This is a genomic window from Bradyrhizobium sp. USDA 4474, assembly GCF_054057515.1.
The window spans coordinates 3,894,728-3,919,518 of sequence record NZ_JBSRZJ010000002.1; the positions used below are offsets into that span (position 1 = coordinate 3,894,728).

22 protein-coding genes and 1 other RNA gene are annotated in these 24,791 nt (G+C 65.1%); 10 read left to right on the forward strand and 13 right to left on the reverse strand.

Going from position 1 to position 24,791, the window contains the following annotated elements:
- Positions 1-7: 7 nt before the first annotated feature.
- Positions 8-3,058: a DNA polymerase I gene (gene polA / locus ACVW16_RS20275; protein WP_456700905.1), complete on the reverse strand. Its 3,051-nt coding sequence runs from the start codon at positions 3,056-3,058 to the stop codon at positions 8-10.
- A 100-nt stretch (positions 3,059-3,158) separates the two neighbouring features.
- Positions 3,159-4,001 (reverse strand): LysR family transcriptional regulator, encoded by an 843-nt coding sequence (locus ACVW16_RS20280; protein WP_456736538.1) that lies wholly within the window; start codon positions 3,999-4,001, stop codon positions 3,159-3,161.
- 97 nt (positions 4,002-4,098) lie between these two features.
- Between ACVW16_RS20280 and ACVW16_RS20285 the strand changes: the two genes are divergently transcribed.
- Positions 4,099-5,070 (forward strand): quinone oxidoreductase family protein, encoded by a 972-nt coding sequence (locus ACVW16_RS20285; RefSeq protein ID WP_456736537.1) that lies wholly within the window; start codon positions 4,099-4,101, stop codon positions 5,068-5,070.
- 5 nt (positions 5,071-5,075) lie between these two features.
- Here the strand turns inward: ACVW16_RS20285 and ACVW16_RS20290 are convergent, their stop codons facing one another.
- Positions 5,076-6,146 (reverse strand): acyltransferase family protein, encoded by a 1,071-nt coding sequence (locus tag ACVW16_RS20290; protein WP_456736536.1) that lies wholly within the window; start codon positions 6,144-6,146, stop codon positions 5,076-5,078.
- 191 nt (positions 6,147-6,337) lie between these two features.
- Here ACVW16_RS20290 and ACVW16_RS20295 point away from each other — a divergent pair, with 191 nt between their 5' ends.
- The 3 genes from ACVW16_RS20295 (at position 6,338) to ACVW16_RS20305 (ending at position 10,932) form a co-directional block, all read left to right on the forward strand.
- Complete coding sequence (locus ACVW16_RS20295; RefSeq protein ID WP_456700908.1) at positions 6,338-7,654, forward strand: UDP-glucose dehydrogenase family protein; 1,317 nt, start codon at positions 6,338-6,340, stop codon at positions 7,652-7,654.
- Positions 7,655-7,803: 149 nt separating this feature from the next.
- Positions 7,804-10,281, forward strand: coding sequence for an ATP-dependent helicase HrpB (gene hrpB, locus ACVW16_RS20300; RefSeq protein WP_456736535.1), 2,478 nt, complete (start codon positions 7,804-7,806; stop codon positions 10,279-10,281).
- Positions 10,282-10,410: 129 nt separating this feature from the next.
- Positions 10,411-10,932 carry a TIGR02281 family clan AA aspartic protease gene (locus ACVW16_RS20305; RefSeq protein ID WP_456736534.1) on the forward strand — a complete coding sequence of 174 codons (522 nt, stop codon included), beginning with the start codon at positions 10,411-10,413 and terminating at the stop codon, positions 10,930-10,932.
- A 32-nt stretch (positions 10,933-10,964) separates the two neighbouring features.
- Here ACVW16_RS20305 and ACVW16_RS20310 read toward each other — a convergent pair whose 3' ends face one another.
- A complete protein-coding gene (locus ACVW16_RS20310) occupies positions 10,965-11,591 on the reverse strand; it encodes a transglutaminase-like cysteine peptidase (protein WP_456700911.1) in 627 nt (208 codons plus the stop codon).
- A 400-nt stretch (positions 11,592-11,991) separates the two neighbouring features.
- On the opposite strand from ACVW16_RS20310, the gene ACVW16_RS20315 reads away from it, so the two are divergent.
- Complete coding sequence (locus tag ACVW16_RS20315; protein ID WP_456700912.1) at positions 11,992-13,491, forward strand: phosphomannomutase/phosphoglucomutase; 1,500 nt, start codon at positions 11,992-11,994, stop codon at positions 13,489-13,491.
- A 165-nt stretch (positions 13,492-13,656) separates the two neighbouring features.
- Here the strand turns inward: ACVW16_RS20315 and ACVW16_RS20320 are convergent, their stop codons facing one another.
- The 9 genes from ACVW16_RS20320 to ACVW16_RS20360 form a co-directional block, all read right to left on the reverse strand.
- Positions 13,657-14,166, reverse strand: a complete 510-nt coding sequence (locus ACVW16_RS20320) for an Lrp/AsnC family transcriptional regulator (protein WP_456736532.1) — start codon at positions 14,164-14,166, stop codon at positions 13,657-13,659.
- Positions 14,167-14,233: 67 nt separating this feature from the next.
- On the reverse strand, positions 14,234-15,187 hold the full coding sequence (locus ACVW16_RS20325; RefSeq protein ID WP_456736531.1) for a sugar kinase: 954 nt from the start codon (positions 15,185-15,187) through the stop codon (positions 14,234-14,236).
- 8 nt (positions 15,188-15,195) lie between these two features.
- Positions 15,196-16,134 carry an NAD(+) diphosphatase gene (gene nudC / locus ACVW16_RS20330; RefSeq protein WP_456736530.1) on the reverse strand — a complete coding sequence of 313 codons (939 nt, stop codon included), beginning with the start codon at positions 16,132-16,134 and terminating at the stop codon, positions 15,196-15,198.
- 11 nt (positions 16,135-16,145) lie between these two features.
- Positions 16,146-16,565, reverse strand: coding sequence for an HIT domain-containing protein (locus ACVW16_RS20335; RefSeq protein ID WP_456700915.1), 420 nt, complete (start codon positions 16,563-16,565; stop codon positions 16,146-16,148).
- Positions 16,566-16,688: 123 nt separating this feature from the next.
- Positions 16,689-17,816 carry a muconate cycloisomerase family protein gene (locus ACVW16_RS20340; protein ID WP_456736529.1) on the reverse strand — a complete coding sequence of 376 codons (1,128 nt, stop codon included), beginning with the start codon at positions 17,814-17,816 and terminating at the stop codon, positions 16,689-16,691.
- A complete protein-coding gene (locus tag ACVW16_RS20345) occupies positions 17,813-18,568 on the reverse strand; it encodes an SDR family NAD(P)-dependent oxidoreductase (protein WP_456736528.1) in 756 nt (251 codons plus the stop codon). Before ACVW16_RS20345 ends, ACVW16_RS20340 begins: the two co-directional genes overlap by 4 nt.
- Positions 18,568-19,362 (reverse strand): amino acid ABC transporter ATP-binding protein, encoded by a 795-nt coding sequence (locus ACVW16_RS20350; protein WP_456736527.1) that lies wholly within the window; start codon positions 19,360-19,362, stop codon positions 18,568-18,570. The genes ACVW16_RS20345 and ACVW16_RS20350 overlap by 1 nt, the downstream gene beginning before the upstream one ends.
- Positions 19,359-20,021 carry an amino acid ABC transporter permease gene (locus ACVW16_RS20355; RefSeq protein ID WP_456700919.1) on the reverse strand — a complete coding sequence of 221 codons (663 nt, stop codon included), beginning with the start codon at positions 20,019-20,021 and terminating at the stop codon, positions 19,359-19,361. Before ACVW16_RS20355 ends, ACVW16_RS20350 begins: the two co-directional genes overlap by 4 nt.
- 184 nt (positions 20,022-20,205) lie before the next feature.
- On the reverse strand, positions 20,206-21,060 hold the full coding sequence (locus ACVW16_RS20360; RefSeq protein ID WP_456700920.1) for a transporter substrate-binding domain-containing protein: 855 nt from the start codon (positions 21,058-21,060) through the stop codon (positions 20,206-20,208).
- Positions 21,061-21,243: 183 nt separating this feature from the next.
- Between ACVW16_RS20360 and ffs the strand changes: the two genes are divergently transcribed.
- From ffs to ACVW16_RS20385, 5 genes are all read left to right on the forward strand, one after another.
- An RNA gene (gene ffs / locus ACVW16_RS20365) (signal recognition particle sRNA small type) lies at positions 21,244-21,340 on the forward strand.
- Between the two features lie 94 nt (positions 21,341-21,434).
- Positions 21,435-23,276 carry a DNA polymerase III subunit gamma/tau gene (locus ACVW16_RS20370; RefSeq protein WP_456700921.1) on the forward strand — a complete coding sequence of 614 codons (1,842 nt, stop codon included), beginning with the start codon at positions 21,435-21,437 and terminating at the stop codon, positions 23,274-23,276.
- A gap of 110 nt (positions 23,277-23,386) precedes the next feature.
- Positions 23,387-23,707 (forward strand): YbaB/EbfC family nucleoid-associated protein, encoded by a 321-nt coding sequence (locus tag ACVW16_RS20375; RefSeq protein WP_456736526.1) that lies wholly within the window; start codon positions 23,387-23,389, stop codon positions 23,705-23,707.
- A 1-nt stretch (position 23,708) separates the two neighbouring features.
- Positions 23,709-24,311: a recombination mediator RecR gene (gene recR / locus ACVW16_RS20380; protein WP_011090836.1), complete on the forward strand. Its 603-nt coding sequence runs from the start codon at positions 23,709-23,711 to the stop codon at positions 24,309-24,311.
- A 26-nt stretch (positions 24,312-24,337) separates the two neighbouring features.
- Positions 24,338-24,772 carry a hypothetical protein gene (locus ACVW16_RS20385; RefSeq protein ID WP_456739010.1) on the forward strand — a complete coding sequence of 145 codons (435 nt, stop codon included), beginning with the start codon at positions 24,338-24,340 and terminating at the stop codon, positions 24,770-24,772.
- Positions 24,773-24,791: the final 19 nt, after the last annotated feature.

Consider the following 24,791-nt stretch of genomic DNA (forward strand, 5'->3'; position numbering starts at 1 on the left):
GACGGCCCTAATGCGCCTCGTCCCAATTGTTCGCCGCGCGCGCATCGACATGCAACGGCACCGACAGCAGCACGGCCGGGAACGGTGCGTCCTGCATCACGTGTTGCACGACGGGCAACGTCGCCTCGACCTCGGCGTCGGGCACCTCGAAGATCAATTCGTCATGCACCTGCAGGAGCATCCGCGCCGAGAGCTTCTTCTGCGCCAACGCATCCTCCACCCGCGTCATCGCGCGCCGGATGATGTCGGCGGCGGTGCCTTGCAGCCGCGCGTTGATCGCGGCGCGCTCGTTGAAGGCGCGCACCGAGGCGTTGGAGGCCTTGATGTCGGGGTAGTGGCACTTGCGGCCGAACAGCGTGGTGACATAGCCGTGGTTCCGGCAGAAATCTCGCGTCTCGTCCATATAGGCGCGAATCCCGGGGAAGCGCTCGAAGTATTTCTTGATGTAGGCCGACGCCTCTTCGCGCGCGATGCCGAGCTGGTTGGCGAGGCCGAACGCCGAGATGCCGTAGATGATGCCGAAATTGATCGCCTTGGCGCGGCGGCGGATTTCGCTCGGCATGCCCTTGATCGGAACGCCGAACATTTCCGACGCGGTCATCGCGTGAATGTCGAGGCCGTCCTTGAACGCCTGTTTCAGCACGGGGATGTCGGCGATTTCGGCCAGCAGCCGCAGCTCGATCTGCGAATAGTCGGCCGAGACGAGCTTGTGGCCCGGCGTCGCGATGAAGGCGCGCCGGATCTTTCGGCCGTCCTCGGTGCGCACCGGAATGTTCTGCAAGTTCGGCTCGTTCGAGGACAGCCGGCCCGTCGTGGTCGCGGCCAGTGCGTAGGTCGTGTGCACGCGATGGGTCTGTGGGTTGACATAGGTCGGCAGTGCGTCGGTGTAGGTCGATTTCAGCTTGGAGACCTGGCGCCACTCCAGAATCTTGCGCGGAAAATCATGGCCCTGCTCGGCCAGCTCGTCGAGCACCTGCGCGGTGGTCGACCACGCGCCGGTCTTGGTCCTGGTGCCGCCTGGCAGGCCCATCTTGCCGAACAGGATGTCGCCGATCTGCTTGGGGCTGCCGACATTGACCGGCTCGCCCGCGATCTGCTGGATTTCGGCTTCGACGCGCGCCGCGGTCTGGGCGAAGTCGCCGGATAGCCGCGACAACACCTGCCGGTCGATCGAGATGCCGCGCCGTTCCATGCGCGCGAGCACCGACACCAGCGGACGCTCGAGTGTCTCGTAGACGGTGGTCATGTGCTCGGCGACGAGTCGCGGCTTCAGCACGCGCCAGACCCGCAAGGCCATGTCGGCGCCCTCGGCGGACAGCGGCGCTGCCTTGTCGATCGGCACCTGGTCGAAGGTGATCTTGCCCTTGCCGCTGCCGAGCAACTCGCTCTCCTTCAGCATGGCGTGGCCGAACCAGCGCTCCGAGAGCGATTCGATCGCATGCGAGCCGCGGCCGGCGTCGAGCACGTAGGAGATCAGCTGTGCATCGTCGGTGTTGCGCAAGGTGATGCCGTGCTGCGCCAGCATCACGGCAGTGAACTTGACGTCGAAACCGATCTTGAGAATGCCCGCCGATTCCAGCACTGGCCTCAGCGCTTCGATGGCGTCGGAATGCTTGACCTGGTCCGGCGCAAGGCCGGCGTCGAACAGGCCGGCGCCGCCGCCGGACTGCTTGTGCGCGAGCGGTACGTAGCAGGCCTCGTTCGGCGCCAGGGCCAGCGCGATGCCGCAGAGATCAGCCTGCATCGGATCGATCGAGTTTCCTCTCGTCTCGATTGCGACATGGCCGGCGTCGTGAATGCGGCTGATGAAGGCGTTGAGCTCTGTGACCGATTTGATCGCCTGGTACTTGCTGCGGTCGACCGGCAGCTTGCGCAGCGCCTCCTCGCGCGCAACCGCGAGCGAAATCGGCGCGCCCTTCGGACTCGCCGCCTTGTCCTCCTTGCCCGCCGACGTGTTGCGCTCGCTCGGCCGGGCCTGCGCCGGAGTGCCGGCCCCCGGGGCGGGCACGACGTCCGAGGGCGGCAGCGGCGAGAACACGCTGGCACCGCTCGCATAGCCGGGATCGGCATCGACGCTGGCGAGGTCGATCTGCGAATAGTCGGCGACCCGGCGCGTCAGCGTGGTGAATTCCATCGCCTTCAGGAAGGCGACCAGCTTGCGCGCGTCGGGCTCGTGAACGGCGAGATCGTCCAGCGGCACCTCCAGATCGACCTTGTCGTCGAGCAGCACGAGCTGGCGTGAGATCCGCGCCTTCTCGGCATTCTCGATCAGCGCCTCGCGCCGTTTCGGCTGCTTGATCTCGGAGGCACGGAACAGGAGCTGTTCAAGATCGCCATATTCGACGATCAGCTGCGCGGCGGTCTTTATGCCGATGCCGGGAACGCCGGGCACGTTGTCGGTGGAATCGCCGGCCAGCGCCTGCACCTCGACGACCTTCTCCGGCGGCACGCCGAACTTCTCGATCACCTCGGGAATGCCGATGCGGCGATCCTTCATGGTGTCGTACATGGTGACGCAATCGGTCACGAGCTGCATCAGGTCCTTGTCGGAGGACACGATGGTTGCGCTCGCGCCGCGCTCGCAGGCCTGGCGCACATAGGTTGCGATCAGATCGTCGGCTTCGTAGCCGACCTGTTCCAGGCAGGGCAGGTCGAAGGCGCGGACGGCTTCGCGGATCAACGAAAATTGCGGGATCAGGTCATCGGGCGCCGGCGGCCGGTGCGCCTTGTAGTCGGGATAGATCTTGTTGCGGAAGGTGACCTCCGACTTGTCGAAGACGATCGCCAGATGCGTCGGACGGTTGTCCTCGGGCATGTCGCGGAGCAGCTTCCACAGCATGTTGCAGAAACCGAGCACGGCATTGACCTGCAGCCCGTCCGACTTGCGGTTCAGCGGCGGCAGCGCGTGATAGGCGCGGAAAATGTAGGAGGAACCGTCGACCAGGAAGACGTGGTCGCCTTTTCCAGCCGCCTTGGCTGCGACCGGTTTGGCAGCAGCTGTCGCGGCAGCGGGCTTGGTGTCGGCTTTGGCTGATATCTTCGAAGAGGTTTTTGGCATGGCCGCAATGTATGAATTTTTGCGGCAAAAGACAGCCTCGGCATCTAGCAATTTTGCCGACTCGCACAGACAAATCATGCGGCCGGCAAAGGCTGTGAGATCAGGCCAGGCAGCTTTCGATGAAACTTGCGACCGCGCGTATCGCGGGCGTACGGCGCAGGTCGCGATGCAGGACCAGCCAGATCTCGCGCCCGACGGGGCGCCCAGCGACGTCATGACGTTCCAGCCGTGGGTCGGGCTCGCCAAGGAATTTTGGCAACGCCGCGAGCCCAATTCCGGTCCTGGCGGCAGCGGCCTGGTTCTCCAGATCGTTGGTGCGAAGCACGATCTCGCGCGTGCCGGCGAAGCGCATCAGCCATCGCTGTTGCGGAACCTCGTCCATGCTGGAATCGTAGGCGACGAAAGCGAAAGCATGCGCGGGCGTGGCCTTCAGATAGTCGGGCGAGCCGTAGAGGGCGAACTCGAAATAGCCGACCTTGCGGGCAACCAATCCCGGCTCCGTCGGCCGCGACAGCCGAAGCGCCAGATCAGCCTCGCGGCGATTGAGTGAGGCCGTGCGCTTCTCGCCGATCAGCTTGATCCTGATGCCCGGATGCTGCTGTCGCAGCCGCACCAGCCGCGGCGCGATCAGGAGGTTGGCGAGCGACGGCGGCGCGCTGATCGTGATCTCGCCGCCGATCTCGGATTTCGAGGCCAATGCGGCGCGCTCCACCGCAAACGCCGTCTCGGCCATCGGTGCGCCGATCTCGGCAAGCCGCTTGCCGTCTTCGGTGAGCTCGTAGCTGCGCGGCCTGCGGTCCACGAGCTTGAGCGACGTGGAGGCTTCCAGGGCAGCGACGCGGCGCGCCACGGTCACATGGTCGACGTCGAGGCTCCTCGCCGCGGCAGACAAGGTGCCCTCGCGTGCGAGCGCCAGGAAGTGCTGCAGGTCGCTCCAGTCCATCTGTGCAAATTCTCACAACGTGATCTCAGTATTGAGCAGTTTCGCAGATTCGCGCGGGGTCCCATAGTCCTTCCGTCATCGACAGGAGGACTCGGACATGGCCGTGATCGTGAGATTGAAGGCGCCCGGCGGCGTCGAGCAGCTCGAACTGGCGAGCGCCGATCTGCCGCCGCCGGGGCGCGGCGAAATCCGGCTGCGGCAGACCGCGATCGGCGTCAATTCCATCGACATCTATCAGCGCATCGGTCTCTATGCGCTCCCGCCCGAGCGGATTCCCGGCGTCGAGGCGGTCGGCGTCGTTGCGGCTGTTGGTACCGAGGTGACCGGCTTCGAGCCCGGGGACCGCGTCGCCTACGCGGGCGCACCGGTTGGCGCCTATGCCTCCGAACGCAACCTGCCGGCCTGGCGCTGCGTGAAGCTTCCGGCGAGCTTGCCGGATGAGGCGGTTGCCGCGGCGTTCGTCAAGGGCATTACAGCCGACATGTTGCTCACGCGCATTTTCCCCGTCGGCCGGGCTACGACGATCCTCGTGCATAGCGCAGCCGGCGGGCTCGGTCAGGTGCTGACACGCTGGGCCAGTGCGCTCGGGGCGGTCGTGATCGGAACGGTCGGCTCGCCGGCGAAGGTCGAAATTGCCCGCGCTGCCGGGGCCTCTCACCTGATCGTCGGGCGCGACGCCGATTTCGCCGCAGCCGTCGCCGATCTCACGGCCGGACGTGGCGTCGATGTCGCCTATGACGGGGTCGGCGGGACGACGTTGCAGAAGACGCTTGGCTGCGTGCGGCCATTCGGCGTCGTTGCGAGCATTGGTCAGTCCGCCGGGCCGATCCCATCACTCAATGTCCATGATCTCGGGCCGCGGCGCAGTCTGATGCTGGCGCGGCCGAGCGTCATGGCCCACATGAACGATGCCGAGGCATACGGCCGTTCCGCCGGGCGTGTGCTGGCCGCGATGACCGACGGTGTGCTGCAGGTGAGCGGGACGGCCTACAGCCTGCGGGACGCCGCGCTGGCGCAGGCCGACCTGGAAGCCGGCCGGACGACCGGAGCCCTGTATCTCCGACCGTGAGCGGTCTATTCGGCGGCCTGCAACACCGCGCCGGCTTTGCGCGGGGCGATCCGGAATGCATCCGGGCGCTCGAACAGGAAGTCCGCGTGCAGCCGCAGCGCGGCCTGCCAGATCGCGAGCGATCCCAGCACGCCGAGAACCGTGACGATCAGCGACACCGTGCCGATGTCGGCGATGATGCCGCTGTGCAGCAGCAGCGTCCGCGTCGCCGCCATCGGCAGGAAGAAGGCGAGATAGATCACGATTGAATGCTCGCCGAAAAAGCGGAGGAAATTGCACCAATGCGCGCGTGCCAGCAGCGTGCCGATCGCGATGATTGCGCAGGCACCGGCAAAGCCGAGCATGAGCGAGACGATCTTCCATTCGCTGGCGCCTGATAGGACGAGGCCGGCATCGACCAGCGCCCACGTCGCGAGTGATGCAAGCGCAAGCGCGGGATGCTTCCTGGCGCGATCCGACAGTGCAAACACGTGAGGCGCGAACAGATAACCGGAATAGAAATAGACGAAGCGCGCGCAGAATTCGTCGATCGCGGTCCAGCCGGTCGTGACGCGGGCCGTCTCCAGCGCGGCAGCGGCCAGCCAGATCGCGAGCGGCGGGAATTGGCGTGTCACTTTCGTGACGATGAAGAAGACCGGCAACAGGTAGATGAACCAGAGCGTGCCGAACGGCTCGATGAAGGATTCGAGATACAAGAGGCCGACCTCGCGCCACCCGGTTTCAGCGGCGAAGGCGGGCGCCTTGAAGCCGAACTGGATTGTCACCCAGACGACATAAAAATAAGCGAAATGCACCACCTTGCGGTCGAGATAGGTTCGCCAGTCCCGATCGATCACCAGCGGCAGGAACAGGCCGGAAATCAGGAAGAAGTCCGGCATCCGGAACGGCTTTGCGAAGGCCACCAGAACATGCATGAAACCGGTCTTGCCGGCGGCAAGCTCGACCCCCAGCACCGAATGCATCGTCACCACCATGACGATGCAGATGCCCTTGGCATAGTCGACCCAATCGACACGCGCGGCAGCGGAGGCTTTGAAAAGCCCCCCGCTGGCAGCTGACGTGTCCGATGCTGTCATATGTCTCTTTTCGAGGCGTGTTCCGCCCGGTATGTACGGTTGTGGGGCAGTGTGGGCCCCAGTGGTTTCCGACTTCTTTACCGATACAAATCCCGTGCCGGTTTCTGAGCGCGGGCTCTTCCTTCCCGACGGGAAAATGCTAAACCGCTCCTGGATTGGGTTTCGTTAACCAAGCTAGAACAGGGATTTTCATGCGCATCGCGATGATCGGCACGGGCTATGTCGGACTGGTGTCCGGCGCCTGCTTTGCGGATTTCGGTCACGACGTCACCTGCGTCGACAAGGACGAGAAGAAGATCGCGGCGCTCCATCGCGGCGAGATACCGATCTACGAGCCTGGCCTCGACGAATTGGTCGCCACGAATGTGAAGGCCAAGCGCCTCGACTTCACGACGGATTTGTCGAAGCCGGTGGCTGATGCCGATGCCGTGTTCATCGCGGTCGGCACGCCCTCGCGCCGCGGGGACGGTCACGCCGATCTCTCCTATGTCTACGCCGCCGCGAAGGAGATCGCACAGTCGCTGTCCGGCTTCACCGTCGTGGTGACGAAGTCGACCGTGCCTGTCGGGACCGGCGACGAGGTTGAGCGCATTATCCGCGAAGCCAATCCCGGGGCCGATGTGGTCGTTGCCTCGAACCCGGAATTTCTGCGCGAGGGCGCGGCGATCCGTGATTTCAAATTCCCTGACCGCGTCGTCGTCGGCACCTCCGACGAGCGCGGCCGCAAGGTGATGGGCGACATCTACCGCCCGCTGTCGCTGAACCAGGCGCCGCTGATGTTCACCGCGCGCCGCACCGCCGAGATGATCAAATACGCCGCCAACGCGTTCCTCGCGACCAAGATCACCTTCATCAACGAGATCGCCGATCTCTCCGAAAGAGTCGGCGCCAACGTGCAGGAGGTCGCCCGCGGCATTGGGCTGGACAACCGGATCGGCACCAAGTTCCTGCACGCCGGTCCCGGCTTCGGCGGCTCATGTTTCCCGAAGGACACCAAGGCGCTGATCAAGATCGCGCAGGACTACGACGTGTCCTTGCGCATCGTCGAATCCGTACTGGCCGTGAACGAGAACCGCAAGCGCGCGATGGCGCGAAAAGTGAGCCAGGCGCTCGGCGGCTCCTTGCGCGGAAAGACCATCGCGGTGCTCGGCCTCACCTTCAAGCCCGACACCGACGACATGCGCGATGCGCCGTCGATCCCGCTGGTCACCGGCCTGCTCGACATGGGCGCGAAGGTGAAGGCGTTCGATCCCGTCGGCATGGAGCAGGCCAAAAGCGAGCTGCCCAGCATCACCTATTGCGAGGATGCCTATTCTTGCGCCGAGGGCGCCGACGCGCTGGTCGTGGTTACCGAGTGGACCCAGTTCCGCGCGCTCGATCTGGACCGGCTGAAGGCAACCATGGTGCAGCCCGTCATTGTCGATCTGCGCAACATCTACCGTCCCGAGGAAATGGCTGCGGCCGGCTTCGTCTATGAGAGCGTTGGGCGCCCGCCGGCACACGGCTGACGTTCCACCATCGTGCACAATTCCGTCGTGGCCGGGCTTGTCCCGGCCATCCACGTCTGTTTTCTAGGCGGGTCAGACGACGTGGATGCTCGACATTGTGCGAAGACGCGCTTCGCGCTTTTGGCCGGGCATGACGAACGGATAGAATCTTGCCCCGCAATTTCGACACGCCGCTCCCGATCGATGCCGTGCTCGGCGACCTCGCGCGCGCGCTGGAGGCGCACAACGCGGCCGTGTTGGTGGCTCCCCCCGGCGCGGGCAAGACCACGCGGGTGCCGTTGGCACTGCTCGATGCGCCCTGGGCTATCGGCAAGAAGATCATCGTGCTGGAGCCGCGGCGCATCGCCGCGCGCGCCAGCGCGGACCGGATGGCCAAGTCGCTGGGCGAGCGCGCCGGCGAAACCGTGGGCTACCGCGTCCGCTTCGGCTCGAAGATCTCACGCGCCACGCGCATCGAGGTCGTGACCGAAGGCATTTTCACCCGCCAGATTCTCGACGATCCCGAGCTCTCAGGCGTCGCCGCCATCCTGTTCGACGAATTCCACGAGCGTTCACTCGACGCCGACATGGGCCTGGCGCTGGCGCGCGATGCGCAACTCGGCTTGCGCGAAGATCTCCGCATCCTCGTGATGTCGGCAACACTGGACGGCGCGCGCGTCGCAAAGCTGCTTGGCGAGGCGTCGATCGTCGAGAGTGAGGGGCGCGCCTTTCCAGTCGAGACCCGTTATCTCGGCCGTAAGGCTGATGTGCCGATCGAGCGGCAGATGGCCGATGCGATTGCCTCGGCGCTGCGTGCCGACAGCGGCTCGGTGCTGGCCTTCCTGCCGGGCGCCGCCGAGATCCGCCGGACCCAGAATTTGCTCGGCGAGCGCGTGCAGGATGCCTCCATCGAGATCGTGCCGCTGTTCGGTGCGCTCGATGCCGCCGTGCAGGATCGCGCCATCTCGCCCGCACCGAAAGGCATGCGCAAGGTCGTGCTGGCGACCTCGATTGCAGAGACCTCGCTCACAATTGAGGGCGTCCGCATCGTGGTCGATTCCGGGCTCGCCCGCGTGCCGCGCTACGAGCCCGACATCGGCCTGACCCGGCTCGAGACCGTGCGCGCTTCGCGTGCCGCGGTGGATCAGCGCCGCGGCCGCGCCGGCCGCACCGAGCCCGGCGTGTGCTACCGGCTCTGGGACGAGCCGCAGACCGCCTCACTAGCGCCCTACACCCAGCCTGAAATTCTCAGCGCTGACCTGTCATCGCTCGTGCTCGATCTCGCGCAATGGGGCGTGAGCGATCCGGCCGCCTTGTCATTTCTCGATCCGCCGCCTCAGCCCGCGCTGAAAGAGGCAAAGAGCCTGCTTGCCGAGCTCAACGCGCTCGATGCCGATGGCCGTATCACGGCGGAAGGCAAGAGCCTGCGCGCGCTGGCGCTGCCGCCGCGGCTCGCGCGCATGATCGTGGATTCGCATCGCGCCGGTGGCGGGGAGGCTGCGGCCGAAATCGCCGCCATCCTCACCGAGCGCGGGCTCGGCGGCGACAGCGTCGATCTCGATCACCGTCTCGATCAATTCCGCCGCGACCGCTCACCCCGTGCCACCAGCGCCCGCGACCTCGCACGGCGCTGGGCCTCGCAAGTCGCGTCATTCGAGAAGGTGATGCCGGGGCAGGGCGACTTGCGAACGGGCATCATGCTCGCCTACGCCTTCCCCGACCGTGTTGCCCGCAATCGCGGCAACGGCAGCTTCGTGCTGGCCAACGGCCGCGGCGCGGTCGTCGAGCAGACGTCTTCGCTGGCGCGTGCGCCTTATGTTGCGGTGGCCGAGATGACGGGCGCGGCGGCGAGCGGGCGCATCCTCCTTGCCGCGCCGATCAGCGAGGGCGACATCGAAGGTCATTTCGCCGAGCACATCGAAACCTCGGACGAGGTTTCCTTTGATCGCGGCGCGATGGCGCTGCGCGCGCGCCGCAAACGCGCGCTGCATGCCATCACGTTGTCTGAGGCGCCCCTCATGCTCACGCCGTCCGAGACGACGGCCCGCATCCTCGCCGACGGCCTGATCGCCGCCGGCCTCGACCGGTTGCCCTGGTCGAAAGCCGCCCTCCAATGGCGCGACCGCGTGATGTTCCTGCGCAAGGCCGAAGGCGGGAGCTGGCCAGATCTGTCCGACGACGCCCTGATTGCGAGGCGCGACGACTGGCTGGTCCCTGCGCTTCATGACAAGACGGCGCTCAAGGACGTCTCCGCCGGCGACCTCTCGGAGGCAGTGATGGCGCTGTTGCCCTGGGAGCTGCGCGCGCGGCTCGAACGCGAGGCGCCTACCCATTTCGAGGCACCGACCGGGACGATGCTCGCGATCGACTATGAGGCCGAGCAGGGGCCGACCATCGCGGTGCGGCTCCAGGAACTGTTCGGCCTCGGCACCCATCCATCGATCGCGGGCGGCAAGGTGCCGCTCGTTCTGGAACTGCTGTCGCCGGCACAGCGTCCTGTACAGGTGACACGCGATCTGCCCGGCTTCTGGCGCGGCAGCTACGCCGCCGTGCGCTCCGACCTGCGCGGGCGCTATCCGCGCCACCCCTGGCCGGACGATCCCGCGAACGCGCTGCCCACCCGGCGGGCGAAGCCGCGCGGCACCTGAGACAGCACCGCCGCGCATTAACCGTACGCTCATCCTTTTCGTCAAAATAGCACCGGCCCTGCCGCGGCTTCGCTCGCGGACGAGCCTGCCGCGTGGTGAAATCGGGCTTTCCGGCTCGGAAGTGGTGTGATGCGTAACGTAGTGATCTTCGCGGTCGTGATGATCGGCCTCGGTACATTCATGGCGCAGATGGCGGACAAGATGAGCTCCGCGTCCGCCACCTCGGTGCCGCGCACCACAGTCGCGCTCGCGACGGCTGCGACGGCTGCGCCGGCCGGCGGCCGCAGCGTCAACATCCCCCGTGACGGCCGCGGTCATTTCCAGACCGAAGGCCGCATCGACGGTCAGCGCATCGGCTTCATGATCGACACCGGCGCTTCCGTGGTGGCGCTGAACGAGACCTCGGCTGCTCGCTTCGGCCTGCGGCCGTCGCGCGGCGATTACAACGCGAACGTCACCACCGCCAACGGCACCATCAAGGCCGCGCGCACCCGCATCGCCATGCTCGACGTCGGCGGCCTCATCGTTCGCGACGTCGATGCCATGGTGCTGCCGGACGGGGCGCTGTCGGAGAATTTGCTCGGGCTCTCCTTCCTGTCCAAGCTGAGGCGCTTCGAATACGCCAACGGCCAGATGGTGCTGGAACAGTAGGCGAGCGCCTCGGTCGAGCCGGACGCGGAGCCCTACACGGTGCGCGGAGCGACGATGTTCCAATATCGCGGGTTGCTCGGCGATTGAATTCGAAACCACCGGTAGGGTGTACGCGTCCAGGATACGATCTGCGGACTCAAACTATCCAGCACCAGGTCTCCGCGTTCCGTGCGAACGACCAGAACCAAGTGATGCTTGTCTCGGAAGGTCACGACCTCGGCGAGCAGAAGCGCCTGCTGGGGCCAGCCTCGGCTCGAAAGCCTGTGGCGCTTGCTGACGGCGTAGTCGTTGCAGTCGCCGCGCTTGGGATCGATGAGCCAGACTTCCGCTGCCAGACCCAGCTCGTTCGATTCCGGGATGATGGCATTGTTCACGGTCTCGTTGACCTCATTCAATTCTTTCCATCGTGCCTCGGTCAAGTGAACCGGGCCGCTACGAAACAGCTGGCGGGGGTGGCATTCGTCCGGGTACTGCAGACAGAACATCGTATGCGTCATCGGCGGAAGCGTCGGATCGCCAAACCTGAGGTGCAGAGTCGTCGGCGCAGGACTGATCGGCAGGTCCGACAACCTCTCGTTTGCCGGTTGAGCGTCCGTCATTTGGCAGATCGACGCGATCATGCCGGCCGCAATCGCAGCCAGGATCGAGGCCGTGCGCATGCTTTGTCACCTACGCGTCATGTCGTGGAGAGAGCGCGAGACAGGATTGAATCAACGCTCGGATTTGATCAGGCAGGCCGCATCTTGCGCCATGGCGATTGTGGAATGTTCACCGGGCGAGACGGAGTAATCCGGAGTGGATAAGCGCGTTGCGGCCGGTTGATGTCAAAACCAGACCGCGAGTTGCGGGCATGAACTGCGCATCCGCGATGGAGCGGGTCGATCGTGGCCGAGAACTTTGCCGAAGCTTTTGCGCGCTCCGAGCCGCGCCGAGTAAGGTTTCTCCGTTACCAAACCGCCGCAATTGCCAGCCATAAGCCGCCACTCCCGCCTTCCGCTCGGCCTGCGCATTCGCTGGCCCTGCGGTATATTCCTTCCGCCAGTGAACGAGACCGTCTCAATGTTTCCCAAGCCGAAATCCGTGTTGATGCCCAACACCTACGCCTTCGAATCCGAGCCGATGGTGAAGCCCACCGGCTTTCGCGAATATGACGCGCGCTGGCTGTTCCAGAAGGAAATCAACCTGATGGGGGTCCAGGCGCTCGGCATGGGGTTGGGCGCGCTGATCGCCGAGCTCGGTGTCCCCAGGGAGATCGTCACCGGCCACGATTTCCGCGGCTATTCTGCCTCGATCAAATATGCGCTGATTTCCGGCCTGATGGCTGCGGGGTGCAAGGTCCATGACATCGGGCTCGCGGTGACGCCGATGGCCTATTTCGCGCAATTCGATCTCGACGTGCCTGCTGTCGCGATGGTGACCGCCTCGCACAATGACAACGGCTGGACCGGCGTGAAGATGGGCGCCAATCGCCCGCTGACCTTCGGTCCCGACGAGATGACGCGGCTCAAGGAGATCGTGCTGAACGCCGAATTCAAGAACCGGGACGGTGGCTCCTACCAGTTCCACGAGAATTATCCGGCGCGCTACATCGCCGACCTTACCCATCGTCCGAAGCTCAAGCGCAAGCTGAAGGTCGTCGCGGCCTGCGGCAACGGCACGGCGGGCGCGTTTGCGCCGCAGGTGCTGGAGGCGATCGGCTGCGAGGTGATCCCGCTCGACACCGAGCTCGACCACACCTTCCCGAAATACAATCCCAATCCCGAGGACATGGAGATGCTGCACGCGATCCGCGACGCCGTGCTGCATCACAAGGCCGATGTCGGGCTCGGCTTCGACGGTGACGGCGATCGCTGCGGCGTGGTCGACAACACCGGCGAGGAGATCTTTGCCGACAAGGTCGGCGTGATGCTGGCGCGCGACATGTCGGCGATTCACAAGGACGCGCAGTTCATCGTCGACGTCAAGTCGACCGGACTGTTCGTCACCGATCCAGTGCTGCAGAAGCAAGGCGCAAAGACCGCCTATTGGAAGACCGGCCATTCCTACATGAAGCGCCGCACCAACGAGACCGGCGCGCTCGCAGGCTTCGAGAAATCAGGCCATTTCTTCTTCAACAAGCCCTATGGCCGCGGCTATGACGACGGTCTCGTTTCGGCAATCGCGGTCTGCGACATGCTCGATCGCGCGCCCGGCAAGTCGATGGCCGACCTCAAGAACGCACTGCCAAAAACCTGGTCGTCCCCGACCATGTCGCCGCATTGCGCCGACGAGGTGAAATACGGCGTCATCGACAAGGTGGTGAAGCACTTCGAGGACTTGCAGGCGAAGGGCGCCAAGATCGGCGATCAGGCGATCCGCGATCTCGTCACGGTCAACGGCGTGCGGGTCACCGTCGAGGACGGCAGCTGGGGCCTGGTGCGCGCGTCCTCGAACAAGCCCGAGCTCGTGGTCGTGGTCGAGAGCCCGGTCTCCGAGCAGCGCATGCACGACATGTTCGAGATGGTGAACAGCGTGCTGCGCACCCATCCGGAAGTTGGCGAGTACAATCAGAAGATTTGAGGTTTGGCCGCGGCGCTCGCGCCTGCCGCATTCGCTGCTGTCATCACCCGCGAAAGCGGGTGATCCAGTATTCCAGAGGCGGTCGTTGGATACGGAGAGTCACGGCGGACTGCATCGCCCGGTCAGGCCGGGCGATGACAGTTTTCGTGTGGTGAGCTCTGAAAGCTACGCCGCCACCACGGCCGGGATCGGCAACGCCGTGACCGACTTGATCTTCTCCATCGCGAAGCGCGAGGTGACGTTCTTCAGCGGCACGGCGGCGATCAGCTTCTTGTAGAACACGTCATAGGCCTGCATGTCGGCGACCACGACGCGCAGCATGTAGTCGACGTCGCCCGCCATGCGGTAGAATTCCATCACCTCGGGCATGGCGCTGACCGCTTCGGCGAACTTCTTCAGCCAGGCGTCGGAATGATCGGAGCTCTCCACCGAGACGAACACGGAGATGCCGAGCCCGATCTTGTTCTGATCGACCAGCGCCACCCGCTTCAGGATCACGCCATCAGCCTCCAGGCGCTGGATGCGCTTCCAGCAGGGGGTCGAGGACAGGCCGACGCGGTCGCCGATCTCGGCGACGGACAGGGAGGCATCCTCCTGGAGCACCATCAGGATCTTGCGGTCGATGGCGTCGAGGCGGCGGCTGGTCTCGGGGACCTGGACAGCGAGGTCAGTCATTTGAAGAACTTTGTTCCATTTCAGGGGTCAATTTCCCTGATATAGAGAAAATCCTTCTATTGCAAGTCTATAATCGTGTCGGCCGGCCATGCGTGCGCTGTCGGTGGTCGCGCAAAAGCTCTTCAACTTCAACGCGTTGCGGAGCGGCCAGACCGCCGCCATGGCGGGTGCATTTCAGAGCTGCGGCAGCCGCGGCGAATCGCAGCGCGTCCCTGAGGGCCCCGCCCTCGGCGAGCCGGAGCGTGAAGGCGCCATGGAAGACGTCGCCTGCGCCAAGGGTATCCACGGCCGCGATCGGAAACGCAGGCGTCTCCTCCAGCGTATCGGCCTCGCTCAGCCAGATCGTGCCGCGCGGGCCGCGGGTTGCGGCGAGGAAGGCGGGCGTCAGCTTGGCCAGGCGCTTCAACGCCTCGCCGTCGTCGGCGATTCCTGCGGTCTCCTGCACCTGCTCGCTGGCAAACAGCAGATGCGAAGCAGCCGTGAGCAGGCCGTCGGTGAGCGCCATCGCGCGATCGACGCTGACGATGACGGGAATGCCGCGCCGGCGCGCCTCGGTGCAGACATCGATGCAGAAGGTGCCGCAGCGGCTCTCGACCAGGACAGCCCCACAATCGGCGAGGAGTTCGTCCGCCTCAGGCAGCTTCACGCTCCACAGCGCTGGATCGCGATAGATCGTCAGCGTCCGTTCGCCTGATGCGTCGATGATGATCGCGGAGACGGGTGTGGCCGTACCGGATATGCGCACGATGTGCGCGGTCTCGATGCCCTCGCTGGTCATTCGCTCGAGAATGAAGCTGCTCGATGTCTCCCGCGCATCGCCCATCGGCCCTGCAAACGCGACGCGGCCGCCGAGCCGCGCCATCGCGATCGCGGCATTGAGCGCGTTGCCGCCGCAGATCTCGGCGAGGTGCGTCGCGTTGGCCTTGCTTCCGCGGTCCGGCACGGCCTCGACCCGAAAGCTGAGGTCGCGCACGGGAATGCCGATGCACAGGATGCGGGGCGCGATCCCTGATGCAGCCATCGGCGCTCCTAGCTCTTGTCGTGCACCCAACGGCCGAGCAGATGATGCGCGATTGCAAACGGGTGAGGTCCGGCGAGGCCGTCGGGATGGGTTCGCGTCAGCATCAGCGCGGCTTCCTCGCGCGTGAACCAGCGGGCGTCCTCGAGCTCGGAATGGTCGACGACGATGTCTTCGTTCAGCGCCCGCGCGCTGCAGCCGATCATCAGCGACGACGGATAAGGCCAAGGCTGCGTCATGTAATACTGCACGTCGCTGCAGCGAATGCCTGACTCTTCCAGGATCTCGCGGCGGACCGCGTCCTCGATGGTCTCGGCGGCTTCGACGAAGCCCGCGAGGCAGGAATACATGCCCGGCGGAAACTGCTTCTGGCGGCCGAGCAGGCATTTGTCACCGGAGGAGACGTGCATGATCACGACCGGGTCGGTGCGCGGAAAATGCTCGGCCTTGCACGCCGGGCACTCGCGCTTCCAACCGCCTTCCTTCATCGCGCTGCGCGTGCCGCAATTGGCGCAATAGCCGTGGCGCTGGTGCCAGCCGACCATCGACTTCGCCATCGCGATCGCCGACAGTTCCTCGGGCGGGATCGCGCCCTGCATCGCCATGCCGCGCAGCTCGGTGACGGTGTAATCCTCGCGTCCGACAAGCTTTTCGGCCGCAGCCTGCGCGAGGCCCATGCCGAAGATCGCGGCACCGTCGCGCAAGCCCAGAAAGATCGTGCCGGGATTGGCGCCGCACTTCAGCGCCTCCTCGATCGAGAGCAGTGCGCGGGCCTTGTCGCCGTCGCGCTTCACCAGCAGCGAGTCGCGGTAGACGACATAGGCGCGCGACGACGGCTTCTGCTCCATCGCGAACAGTTTTTCGTCGTCGCGGCGCAGATGCGCGGCGCGATCGAGGATGTTGCTGACGAAGGCCGGTTGTCCAAGCGGGAAGGAGTCGAATGCTGACATTTATTGTTCTTTCAACCCAACCAGATTTTTCGGCGAAGCGCGCTGATGAAATTCTGCACCTCGGTGGCGTCATGCGCCAAGGGGGGCATCACGCCCCACACCGGCCGCGGCCAGGCGGCGTCGCCGGTGCGGCGTGCGATGATGTGGACGTGAAGCTGCGGCACCAGGTTGCCGAGCGCTGCGACATTGAGCTTGTCGCATTTGGTGATCTCTTTCAGCGCGCGCGAGACGCGGGAGATTTCCGTCATCAATTGCGCCTGTTGTACCTCGTCGAGATCGATGATCTCGATCGCATCTGCGCGCCGCGGCACCAGCAGCAGCCAGGGATAATGCGCGTCCTTGATGACAAGCACTTTCGACAGCGGCAAATCGCCGATGTCGATGGTGTCCTCTTTCAGGCGGGAGTGCAGCGACCAGGCGGGATCGGACATGGAGGTTTCCGGATGGCCCGGCGGGAGGCGGGCGTCTTGGGTCCAACCATACGATACCGATTCCGGTAGGGGAAGGATCGGGCTGCGCAGGGGCCTTATGCTCAAGTTGTCGTTCCGGCGAACCTAGGCCTCTCCCAACACCCGCGCATTGGCGCGAATGGAGGCTTCGCTCACGCGAATCCCGAGTCCGGGTCCATCCGGCACGACGACGTGACCCGCGCGGTTGGCGACGCGTTCCTCGAGCACGTCCTCGGTCAGCACGTGATGCGGCATATAGAACTCGCAGCCGAGCGAGATGCCCGGCGTCGCTGCGATCAGCTGCGTACCGGCGGCAAGGCCGATGCCGCCCTCCCACAGCGTGCCGCCATAGCCGGGCAGGCCGGCGATGTCGGCGACCGCCATGATCGCCTGCGCCTCGAACAGGCTGCCAGCCTTCATCAGCTTGATCGAGACGGCATCGGCCGCCTCGCGGCGCACCACCTCCATCATGTCGCGGCGATCGAAGCAGCTTTCGTCGGCAAGCACGGGCGTTTCCAACGCCGCGGTGAGCTGCGCCATCACATCGAGAAATTTGCGCGGGACCGGCTGCTCGATGAAGGTCGGCGCGAACTCCTCGACGTCGCGCAGGATCTTGATCGCGCCGAACGGCGCCAGGGCCTGGTTGTAGTCGACGCGCAGATCGACCTTGTCGCCGAATTCTTTCCGGATCGCTTCGAGATGATCGAGATCCTCGCGATGCGGCTTCACGCCGGTCTTGACTTTGTAGATGACGTTGCCGTCCGGAACCATTTTCCGCATGCGTTCGAGGTCGGCAGCGAAATCGGGGTCGGCGATCGAGAACGACAGCGGTATCGTGTCGCGCACGCGGCCGCCGAGGAGATCGGCAACCGACAGCCCCGACGCCTTGCCGACGATGTCGAGCATTGCCATCTCGATTGCGACCTTGGCCTCCCCATGGCCGACCAATGCGCGGTCGAGCTCCGCCATCAGCGCGCGGATACGACGCACGGATTTTCCGCGCAGGATGGGCCTCAAGTAGATGTCGAGGGCGGAGAACGCCGCTTCAGCAGTTCCCGTGAACACCTCCCAAGGTGCCGCCTCGCCCCAGCCGGTCACGCCGTCGCTCGAGGTCAGTTCGATCAGCACGCGCTTCACGGTGCCCTTGACGTTGCCGACACCTTGCAGGCGCGCCATCCTGATCGGGCTCTCGATCAGGAACAGCCTGATGCGTTCGATGGTCGCTTCGGTCATGTCAGGCCTCCATCGACGTGCCAGACCTGGCCGGTGACGTAGGATGCTTTCGGGGACGCCAGGAAGGCGATGATCTCGGCGACTTCCTGCGGTCGTCCGCGGCGGCGCATCGGGATCAGCGCCTCGGTCGCCGCGATCTGCTCGGGCGACAGCCGGCTCTCGCTCGGCTTGTCCTTGACGATCAGGCCCGGTGCAACCGCGTTGACGGTGATCGCGTCTTTCGCGAGCTCGACGGCGGTGAGCCGCACCAGCGCTTCCAGCGCGGAGCGGCTCGCGGCGGTCGCTGCGAACGGCGCAAATTCGGGCCGGATCGCATGCGCGACGAAGGATGACACCGCGACGATGCGCGCGTCTTGCCCCGCACGCAGCAGCGGAAGCGCGGCCTCGACCATTCGCGTGAACGCCAGCGCCGATTCATCCATCGCCTGACGAAACTGATCCGCCGGCGTGCCGACGGCGCTGCCACGGCGGGCGTGGCCGCCGACAAGGATCAATCCGTCCAGTCGGCCGAAGAGGCGTTCGGTGGCGGCGATGGCATCGGTGACGGCTGCTTGCTCAGCGAGATCGCCGAGGCACTGTTCGACGACAGCGCCCGTCGCTTCGGCTTCCGCAGCGGTGGCATCGAGACCTTCTGCATTCAAGCGCGTGTGGAGCAGCAGAGCCGTGCCCGGTGCCGCCAGCAGCTTTGCGGTGGCGCGACCGATGCCGCTGGCGGCACCGGTGACGAGATAGGCGCGTTCGATATCTGGCATCACGGTGTCGCGTTGGCCGGCGGCAGCGCGCCGGTGCGGTGGAAATGACTGAGGAAGGCGCGCGTCGCGGCCTGCTGCGGATTGTCGATCACTTGCCGCGCCGGCCCTTCCTCGACGACCACACCGTCGCGCATGAAGATCAGGCGGTCGGCGACCTCGCGGGCAAAGGCGATCTCGTGAGTGACGATCACCATGGTCATGCCTTCGGAGGCCAGCTGCTGGATCACGTTCAGCACCTCGCCGACGAGCTCGGGATCGAGCGCGGAGGTCGCCTCGTCGAACAGCATCACGTCGGGCTCCATCGCCAGCGCGCGCGCGATCGCGACGCGCTGCTTCTGGCCACCGGAGAGCGTCGCCGGATACTGGTCCGCCTTCTCGGCAAGGCCGACCTTGGCGAGTTGCGCGCGCGCAAGCTTCGCGGCGGCCGCCTTGGCCATGCGCCGCACCGTGACGGGGCCCTCCATCACGTTCTCGAGCGTCGTCATGTGCGGAAACAGATTGAAGTGCTGGAACACCATGCCGGTGGTGGCGCGGAATTTTGCGAGTGTCTTCACATCGGGCAGCTTTGTGCCTGCGCCGAATGAAAAACTGGTATCGCCGACCCGGACGCTGCCGCCGTCGGGCACCACCAGAAGATTGATGCAGCGGAGAAGCGTCGACTTGCCCGAGCCCGAGGGCCCGATCAGCGCGACCACGCCGCCCTTGGCCACGTCGAGGTTGATGTTCTTCAGGACCTCGTTGCTGCCGAAGCTCTTGCGCAGGCCACGGATCTCGATGTTTTGCGTCTCGCTCATTCGCTGACCGCCAGTCGCTTCTCGCCGCGGCGGACGATGATGGTGAGCGGAATCAGGATCGCAGCGTAGGCGACCGCGACCGCGGTGTAGGTCTCCAGCGGCCGGTAGCTGTCATGGGCCGCGACCTGGCTCTGGTAGACGAGGTCAGGCACCGCGAGCACCGAGACCAGCGAGGTGTTCTTGAACTGGATGATCGACTGGTTCATCAGCGCGGGAATCATGCGCTTGATCGCCTGCGGCAGCACGATGCGGCGCATGCTCTGGCCCGGCGTCATGCCCAGCGCGGCGCCGGCTTCCGATTGGCCCTTGTCGATCGAGATGATGCCGCCGCGGATGATCTCAGAATAGAACGAGCCGCCATAGAGCGAGAGCGCCAGCGCGGAGGCCGTGATCGGCGTCATCTCGACGCCGGCGAGGATCGGCAGCGCGTAATAGAACCAGATCAGCTGCACCAGGATCGGCGTGCAGCGGAACGCTTCGATGAAGCTGAGGGCGACGAGACGCAGCGGCTTGAAGCGCGACAGGGCGCCGAACGCGCCGAGCAGGCCGAAGACGAGCCCGAGCAGCACGATCACCACGGTGAAGCCGACGGTGACGCCGAGGCCGTCGAGAAAGAGCCAGCGATAGCTCCAGAGGATGCCGAAGTCCCACTGATACATGCGTGTTCTCTTGCTTCACCTCTCCCGCTTGCGGGAGAGGTCGCATCGCATCGAAGATGCGATGCGGGTGAGGGCTCTTTCCTCCGGGGGAGTCTTGCCAGCGGAGACACCCTCACCCCGACCCTCTCCCGCAAGCGGGAGAGGGAGCGCAGCGAGGATGCCGATGCCGCGACGCTCAATCACCTTACAACGAAACGCCCGGCGGAATGTCCGCTTCGGTCACGCCCACCAGCTCCATGTTGGTGATGATGGCGTTGCGGATGAAGCCGAGGCCCTTGTTGAAGTCGATCCAGGTGTTGACGTAGTCGCGGAAGGTCTTGTCGTTCTCGCGGCGGAAGCCGGCATTCGAGGTTGTCGCGAAGATCGGCGTCGGCAGCACGAACTGGCCGAGGGACGGGTTCTTCTTCAGGACCGTCAGCGACAGCATGGTGATCAGGCACTGCGCGTCGACGCGGCCGGTCTGCAGCGCGGCGGTGGCATCGTCGGCGGTCTTGAGGCGTGAGATCTGCGCCTTCGGCGTCAGGCGGCTGACGACCTGGTCGTGCGACGAGCCCTGGTCGACCGCGATCTTGACGTCAGGCGAGTTCAACTCGGCCCAGGTCTTGGGCTTGAAGTCCTTCTTGCAGAGGATGCCGAAGGCGTTGTTGAACACAGGCACCGAGAAGTCGACCACCAGCGCGCGCTTCGGGGTCGGATTCAGGCCGAAGAAGATGTCGATCTTGTTGGACTGCAGATCGAGCACCGAATTGCCCCAGGTTGTTTCGGTGATTTCGAGCTCGGCCTCCATGTCGTCGGCGAGCGCCTTGGCGATGTCGACGTAAAAACCCTTCCACTGGCCGCTGGAAAGATCCTTCATGTAATAGGGCGCGCCGCCGCCGACCGCGCCGATCCGCATCTTCTTGGTGCGGCGGATGCGGGCAAAGGTCGATTCGTTGGGATCGGCCGCCTGGGCCACGGCCTTCGAGGCCAGCGCGCCGGCGGTTGCCGCGCCGATGGCGCCGAGTCCGACAATCGATGCAACATCACGACGTGTAACCATTGGGGTCAATCGCTTTTCTGGTTGGGTGGAGTTCCGGCAGGGTTCTTAGCAAGGCGGCGGAGCCCGCGAAAGCACAGCCTATCGGCTGGGCAGACCCGGAATTGCCCGGATGCTGGGCAAGATCAAGCTGGACAATGTGATACCCGCTTGCGTTCCGGTCCTTTTGGCTCCAAATAGGGACCGGGAGATTGGCGGTGGACGAGCCACTCGCCAACCGGGTCAGGTCCGGAAGGAAGCAGCCCTAACGAGGTCCGGATCGGGTCGCTCGTCAGTCTCCTACCTGTTTTTTCGAGCAATTGCGCCGGCGGGGGTGCCCCGCCTGCGCGCTCCTTTCCGCAAAAGCCGGTGAGAGACATTTCATTGCGGATCGACCGATGACCGACGCTGGCGCCCCTCCGAACCCTGACAGCGCCGGCCAGGCCGCCAACGCGCCTTACCGGGTCCTGGCACGCAAATACCGCCCTTCAAGCTTCGACGATCTGATCGGCCAGGAAGCCGTGGTCCGCACCGTCTCCAATGCGTTCGAGACCGGGCGGATTCCACAGGCCTGGATCCTCACCGGCGTCCGGGGCGTCGGCAAGACCACCACCGCGCGTATTCTTGCCCGTGCGCTCAACTACGAGATGCCGGACGGTTCGGTAAAGGGGCCGACCATCCACATGCCGACGCTTGGCGTGCATTGCCAGGCGATCATGGAAAGCCGGCACATGGATGTGCTGGAGATGGACGCGGCATCGCACACCGGCGTCGACGACGTCCGTCAGATCAATGACAGCGTGCGCTACGCGCCGGCCAGCGCCCGCTACAAGGTCTACATCATCGACGAAGTCCACATGCTGTCGACGGCGGCGTTCAACGCGTTCCTGAAGACGCTGGAGGAACCGCCGGAGCACGCCAAGTTCGTGTTCGCCACGACCGAGATCCGCAAGGTTCCGGTCACCGTGCTGTCGCGCTGCCAGCGCTTCGACCTGCGTCGTGTCGAGGCCGACGTGCTGATGAAGCACCTCGCCAACATCGCCGCAAAGGAAAACGTCGAGATCGAGCCGGAAGCGCTCGGCATCATCGCGCGCGCCGCCGAAGGCTCGGTGCGCGATTCGCTGTCGCTGCTCGACCAGGCCATTGCGCATGCGGCCGGCGCCGTGAAAGCCGATGCGGTCAGGCAGATGCTGGGGCTTGCCGACCGCACCCGCGTCATCGATCTCTTCGATTCGCTGGCGCGCGGCGACATCGCAGCCGCCTTCAGGGAATTCCGCGACCAGTATGATGTCGGCGCCGATCCGATCGTGGTGCTGTCGGACCTCGCCGAATTCGTCAATTTCGTCACCCGCGTGAAGATCGTGCCGGCGACCGCGGACAATGTCGCCTATGGCGAGACCGAGCGGGTGCGCGCGAAGGATTTCGCCTCGAAGATCTCGATGCGCGTGCTGTCGCGGATGTGGCAGATGCTGCTCAAGGGCATCACCGAGGTGCAGGCCGCCACGCGGCCTGCGGCGGCCGCCGAGATGGTGCTGGTGCGCATCGCCTATGTCGCTGATCTTCCGACGCCTGATGAAGCGATCCGGATGCTGGAGCAGAACGGTGGCAGCTCGCCGGTGGTGAACGCCGGGGGTGCCGCGGGTAGCGGTGCGCCGGCGGCTCCGATGGCCTCCGCGGCGCCGGTTGTCTCAGCCCCGCCGGTTCGCATGCCGACATCGTCGCCCTCCGCATTCGGCGGTGCGGCGCGGCCACAGATGGCGGCGCCTGCGCCGGATCCGCAAGCGGCTGCGCCTCAATTGCGCATCACGAGCTTCACCCAGCTCGTCGCGCTCGCCAGCCAGAAGCGCGACGTCATGACCAAGGCCGCGCTCGAAGGCGACATGCGCCTCGTTCGTTTTGAGGAGGGCCGGCTCGAAATCGCGCTCGAGCCGAACGCCTCAAAGACCATGATCACCGAATTGGCGCGAAAATTCGAAATGTGGACCGGCCGACGCTGGACCATCATCGTGTCCAACGAGCAGGGTCAGCCGACGCTGCGCTCGATGAATCAGGCGGCCAAGCAGGAGCATGCGCGCACCGCCGAGGCCGATCCGCGCGTGCAGGAGGTGCTATCGCGCTTCCCCGGTGCAAAGGTCGTCGAGGTCCGCAGGCTTGCCCCCGAGGCGCCGGACTCCAATATTAATGCCGACTACGGCTCTGACGATCCGCTCGACGGTTCCGACGCCGACGACGATCTCTAGAGCCATGATCCGGAAAACTGTGCAGCGGTTTTCCGATAGGATCATGCTCGAACAAAATGCTAAAGCGCGTTTAATCGCGCTTTAGCCACTCTTTCCAAGGACGGACACCCATGGCTGACTTTCTCGGCATGATGAAGCAGGCGGCGCAGCTGCAATCCAAGATGCAGGAGATGCAGGAATCTCTCGCCAACGTAGAGGTCGAAGGCATCTCCGGCGGCGGCCTCGTCGCCGTGCGCATGACTGCGAAGATGGACGTCAAGGGCATCAAGATCGATCCTTCGCTGATGAAGCCCGAGGAGCGCGAGGTGCTGGAGGACCTGCTCGTCACCGCGCTCGGTGATGCCCGCCGCAAGGCGGAGACCGCGATGCAGGAGAAGATGCAGTCGCTCACCGGCGGGCTCGGCCTGCCGCCGGGGCTGTTCGGCCAGTAAGATGGGCGCGGTTGCCGGTCCTGAAATCGAGCGGCTGGTCCAGCTTCTCGCACGGCTGCCGGGTTTGGGCCCGCGCTCCGCGCGGCGCGCGGCGCTGCATCTGATCAAGAAGCGCGAAGCGCTGATGATGCCGCTGTCGTCAGCCTTGCAGGTCGCGCTCGACAAGGTCCAGGTCTGCAAGACCTGCGGCAACATCGACACGCAGAATCCCTGTACCGTCTGCACTGACCCCAAGCGTGATCCGGCGATCATCGTCGTGGTTGCCGACGTCGCCGATCTCTGGGCGCTGGAGCGGGCCAATGCGACCCAAGGACGCTACCACGTGCTGGGCGCGACGCTGTCGCCGCTCGACGGCGTCGGTCCGCAGGACCTCACCATCGATGCGCTGGTCGCGCGTGCCCATGCCGCCGAGGTTCACGAGGTCATTCTGGCGCTGAATGCCACAGTCGACGGCCAGACCACGGCGCACTACATCACCGACCTGCTTCAGGACGCCAACGTCAAAGTGACCCGGCTCGCCCATGGTGTGCCCGTCGGGGGCGAGCTTGATTATCTCGATGAGGGTACGCTATCGGCCGCCATGCGGCAGCGGACCCTGTTCTAGCCATCCAGACTTACGGAACGGACGACATGACGAAACTTTTCGCCACACGCCTGGCTTTGCTCGCGACGATGCTGCTGGTCGTCACACCGGCCGTCTCTGCGCAGCAGGACGATGAGGCGACGCCGGCTTCAAAGCCCGGCAGGCCGATCAGCACCGGCGAGGTGCTCTCGGGCGAGCTGAACGCCATGAAGATTCGCGACGTCAAGAACGCCGGCAAGCGGGTTGCGATGTACCAGATCACCTCCGAGCCGCGCCGCCTGCCGGCGCCGAGCGGGCTGTGCGATCTCGAGACGGGGCCGGAGACGTTCCAGCTCGTCACCTCCAGCGACGCGCAGGCCTCGCAGCTGAAATCGTTCGTCGGCAAGGAGATCTCGGTCAAGGTCGATGAAATCGCCTGCGCCAGCGATCCCGGCCAGATGAGCGAGGCCGTCGTGACGAAGTGGAGCCTGGTGAAGAAGTAGGGAGCGCGACAGCTCTCGC

Bases quoted from the DNA above. Each gene is read 5' to 3' on its own strand.
- polA (WP_456700905.1), bottom strand. From the start codon at position 3,058: ATGCCAAAAACCTCTTCGAAGATATCAGCCAAAGCCGACACCAAGCCC.
- ACVW16_RS20315 (WP_456700912.1), top strand. From the start codon at position 11,992: ATGTTTCCCAAGCCGAAATCCGTGTTGATGCCCAACACCTACGCCTTC.
- ACVW16_RS20375 (WP_456736526.1), top strand. From the start codon at position 23,387: ATGGCTGACTTTCTCGGCATGATGAAGCAGGCGGCGCAGCTGCAATCC.
- ACVW16_RS20355 (WP_456700919.1), bottom strand. From the start codon at position 20,021: ATGTATCAGTGGGACTTCGGCATCCTCTGGAGCTATCGCTGGCTCTTT.
- ACVW16_RS20350 (WP_456736527.1), bottom strand. From the start codon at position 19,362: ATGAGCGAGACGCAAAACATCGAGATCCGTGGCCTGCGCAAGAGCTTC.
- ACVW16_RS20345 (WP_456736528.1), bottom strand. From the start codon at position 18,568: ATGCCAGATATCGAACGCGCCTATCTCGTCACCGGTGCCGCCAGCGGC.
- ACVW16_RS20385 (WP_456739010.1), top strand. From the start codon at position 24,338: ATGACGAAACTTTTCGCCACACGCCTGGCTTTGCTCGCGACGATGCTG.
- ACVW16_RS20280 (WP_456736538.1), bottom strand. From the start codon at position 4,001: ATGGACTGGAGCGACCTGCAGCACTTCCTGGCGCTCGCACGCGAGGGC.
- ACVW16_RS20285 (WP_456736537.1), top strand. From the start codon at position 4,099: ATGGCCGTGATCGTGAGATTGAAGGCGCCCGGCGGCGTCGAGCAGCTC.
- ACVW16_RS20325 (WP_456736531.1), bottom strand. From the start codon at position 15,187: ATGGCTGCATCAGGGATCGCGCCCCGCATCCTGTGCATCGGCATTCCC.
- ACVW16_RS20360 (WP_456700920.1), bottom strand. From the start codon at position 21,060: ATGGTTACACGTCGTGATGTTGCATCGATTGTCGGACTCGGCGCCATC.
- recR (WP_011090836.1), top strand. From the start codon at position 23,709: ATGGGCGCGGTTGCCGGTCCTGAAATCGAGCGGCTGGTCCAGCTTCTC.
- ACVW16_RS20320 (WP_456736532.1), bottom strand. From the start codon at position 14,166: ATGACTGACCTCGCTGTCCAGGTCCCCGAGACCAGCCGCCGCCTCGAC.
- ACVW16_RS20370 (WP_456700921.1), top strand. From the start codon at position 21,435: ATGACCGACGCTGGCGCCCCTCCGAACCCTGACAGCGCCGGCCAGGCC.
- ACVW16_RS20335 (WP_456700915.1), bottom strand. From the start codon at position 16,565: ATGTCCGATCCCGCCTGGTCGCTGCACTCCCGCCTGAAAGAGGACACC.
- ACVW16_RS20340 (WP_456736529.1), bottom strand. From the start codon at position 17,816: ATGACCGAAGCGACCATCGAACGCATCAGGCTGTTCCTGATCGAGAGC.
- ACVW16_RS20305 (WP_456736534.1), top strand. From the start codon at position 10,411: ATGCGTAACGTAGTGATCTTCGCGGTCGTGATGATCGGCCTCGGTACA.
- nudC (WP_456736530.1), bottom strand. From the start codon at position 16,134: ATGTCAGCATTCGACTCCTTCCCGCTTGGACAACCGGCCTTCGTCAGC.
- ACVW16_RS20295 (WP_456700908.1), top strand. From the start codon at position 6,338: ATGCGCATCGCGATGATCGGCACGGGCTATGTCGGACTGGTGTCCGGC.
- ACVW16_RS20290 (WP_456736536.1), bottom strand. From the start codon at position 6,146: ATGACAGCATCGGACACGTCAGCTGCCAGCGGGGGGCTTTTCAAAGCC.
- ACVW16_RS20310 (WP_456700911.1), bottom strand. From the start codon at position 11,591: ATGCGCACGGCCTCGATCCTGGCTGCGATTGCGGCCGGCATGATCGCG.